The organism is Synechococcus sp. R55.7 (assembly GCF_047461955.1).
Taxonomy (GTDB): domain Bacteria; phylum Cyanobacteriota; class Cyanobacteriia; order Thermostichales; family Thermostichaceae; genus Thermostichus.
Map to the genome: position 1 here is coordinate 26,591 of NZ_JANSIC010000002.1, position 1,064 is coordinate 27,654.

The 1,064-nt window shown below is 61.9% G+C and carries 1 protein-coding gene; it reads left to right on the forward strand.

Features of this window, described 5'->3' with window-relative positions:
- Positions 1-100 precede the first annotated feature (100 nt).
- On the forward strand, positions 101-1,064 hold a 964-nt coding region (locus NW820_RS00350), incomplete at its 3' end, for an NINE protein (protein WP_414406372.1).

A 1,064-nucleotide genomic window follows, 5' to 3' on the forward strand; every position in this document is an offset into this window, starting at 1 on the left:
TGCCGCAGCAGGAGAAGGATTTGAGAACGGCATGGCAACCGGCTAGAGCAAGGCTTAGAGTAGCAGTAGCCCCAAGCCTTTTTGCTCAAGGAGTCCGGCCATGGGATCCCAGGATCGCGCTCCGCCCTCAGGAACAGAGGAGCCGCAATCTGACCGTTCGCGCTCCTCGGACGACGTCCTTTTGCAGCTCACCGTTCGGGGATCCCGGCAGCAGGTGTTGCGAGGTTTGCGAGCTTGGCTGGAGCTGGGCTTACTGACCCCAGAGCACTTTCGCTTGCTGGTGGAGCAGTATCGGCTAGAGGGGGAGGAACCAAGGTCAGCGGCAGTTTCCCCCAGCGACGAGATCCCGGCTCGTCTTGGCTCGGCCTACGTGCTCTGGATTTTGGGTTTGTTTGGCATCTGTGGCCTGCACCGTTTTTATCTGGGCCGCTGGCGGACGGGTTTGCTCTGGCTGTTGACCTTTGGGCTGCTGGGGATCGGTCAGCTCCTGGATTTGATTTGGATCCCAGGGATGGTGCGAGAAAGAAATGCTCGCCTGGCCGGATCTGGGGTTGAGGAACCTGCGGTCGAGGGGGGAGAAGAGCCCCAAGCTGCCCCTCAATCCACTCGCGCTACTCGGACGGAGTCCTTGCCCCCCCCTACCCCGGCGCTGGCTGTTTTGCTGCGGAACTTGCTGTCAGAGCTGAGCGTGGCTTGGCTGTTGCTGCTGGGCCTGTTTTTGGTGGTGGTGTCCTCGGGGGTGCTGGCGGCCAGCCACTGGGAGCAATTTTCTCCAACTGCTCAGTATGGGGTGCTCTTGGCCTATACGGCGGCTTTTGGGGTAGGTGCTGGATGGATCCAACGGCAGGAAGGGCTGCGTCTAACCGGTCAAACCTTGGAGGCTATTGCCCTGCTGCTGGTGCCGGTGAACGTGTGGGCCCTGGATGGGCTGGGGATCCCTTGGGGGATCCGCATCCTGGCGCTGGGCTTGCTGCTGGGGATCCCGTTGACGGCTGAGGGTCGGGTGCGCTCGCTGGGTTCAGGTGCCGGCTTTCGCGACAGCGGTGTGGAGCCCAATGCCTTTT